This window comes from Alkalihalobacillus pseudalcaliphilus, assembly GCF_028610675.1.
GTDB lineage: Bacteria > Bacillota > Bacilli > Bacillales > Bacillaceae_D > Alkalihalobacillus > Alkalihalobacillus pseudalcaliphilus.
The window spans coordinates 1-1,884 of record NZ_JAQQWS010000028.1; the positions used below are offsets into that span (position 1 = coordinate 1).

The following is a 1,884-nucleotide window of genomic DNA, read 5'->3' on the forward strand; positions in this document are numbered from 1 at the left end:
ATGGTGTGCCCGGCATGGGTGCAGGCTCTAGGGTGAAAGTCCCGAACTGTGAAGGCAGTAGTAACAGTAGCTCAAGGCAAGGGTAATCAAGGTGACTTGATTACCTGAAGGAAGCCGGCGGCAAACTTCTGCCCCGAGGAACACGAATCTCATACAAGGCTAGGTGATGTTGGATGAGTCTGCCATTCAAGACAAAGTCCTTACTGCCAAAGGGATTACTTAGTAAATGAGGCGGGGACATGGAAGGAAAGTCTGTACGCTTACCCGGGGAGAACCTGTTGGTACGCCTTACCCATAAGGTAACCGTACTCGAAACGGGTACGCTGAACAACAGGCGTCAGCTGAGGTCATAGTACCTTGTCGCTTAAGAGACAAGGGAAGGACCGAACCATTTAAGAAGAGGAACACCTTGGCGTTCACCTTATTTGATGAAGCAGAAAATGAAAACCTACTTAGAAGGAGGAAGAGGTGAATCCTCGGGGGACTTTGAAGAGGGCGGAAAATCAAGGTGGCACAAGAAGGAACGTTTCTCACGTAGGAGGTCAAATCGAATGTTGAAATCGGTCTTAAGAAGGGATAATTTAATGTACGCTCTGAAACGAGTGGAAAAGAACAAGGGGAGCCATGGAGTCGACGAAATGCCTGTACAAAACCTACGAGCGCATATCGCTCTCCATTGGACTTCCATTCGGAAAGAACTCCTTGAGGGAACCTATCAACCCCAACCAGTCCGACGCGTCGAAATCCCGAAAGCGAACGGTGGAAAAAGGAAGCTAGGAATCCCGACCGTCTTAGACCGACTAATTCAACAAGCGATTGCCCAGGAATTAACATCGATATATCATGTCACCTTTTCTCGGTATAGTTTCGGATTCAGACCGAAAAGACGAGCACATGATGCCGTCTTATTCGCTCAAGAATATATAGAGGAAGGGTATAGATGGGTAGTCGATATGGATTTGGAGAACTTCTTTGACAAAGTCAACCATGACCGTCTTATGAGCAAACTATCGGAGCGGATTGAGGATCAATCATTACTTAAACTCATCCGAAAATACCTTCAAGCAGGAGTAATGGAAGGAGGATTAGTGAGTCAAAGCCTCGAGGGTACACCTCAAGGCGGGCCACTTAGTCCATTACTTTCAAATATTGTCTTGGATGAACTCGATAAAGAACTCGAGAAAAGAGGACATCGATTTGTCCGATATGCGGATGACTGTAACATCTATGTGAAGTCGAAGCGTGCGGGAGAACGAGTCATGAATGACATGACCTTATTCATTGAAAAGAAATTAAAATTAAAAGTGAATCGAGAGAAAAGTGCCGTTGACCGACCGTGGAAACGAAAATTTCTAGGGTTTAGTTTCACGCCACATAAGAAGCCTAAGATTCGAATCTCAAAGGAAGCACAAAAGAGGTTTAAAACAAAGGTAAGGGAACTAACGAGTAGGAAATATTCGATTCCGATGGAGATGAGAATCAAAAAGCTGAACCAATTCTTAGTAGGATGGGTCAATTATTATCAACTCGCTGAAACAAGGTCGGTCTTTAAAGGCATTGAAGAATGGCTAAGAAGAAGACTCCGAATGATACGGTGGAAGGAATGGAAACAACCAAGAACCAGAGTAGCCAATTTAAAGAAACTGAAAGTTTCAAAACAAAAGGCGCACGAATGGGGTAACTCTCGAAAAGGATACTGGAGAGTCTCGAAAAGTCCAATCCTACACAAAACCCTTGATAATGCCTATTGGCATCATCAAGGGCTAAAGAGTATCACTGAAAGATATGATAATCTGCGTCAGACTTAAATGGAACCGCCGTATACGGAACCGTACGTACGGTGGTGTGGGGGGTGGAGGTTAGTCGCCTCCTTCTATCCCGATT

General features: G+C 45.0%; 1 protein-coding gene. It reads left to right on the top strand.

Annotated elements, in window-relative coordinates:
* Positions 1-551 precede the first annotated feature (551 nt).
* Positions 552-1,808: a group II intron reverse transcriptase/maturase gene (gene ltrA, locus PQ479_RS21775; protein WP_047990612.1), complete on the top strand. Its 1,257-nt coding sequence runs from the start codon at positions 552-554 to the stop codon at positions 1,806-1,808.
* Positions 1,809-1,884: the final 76 nt, after the last annotated feature.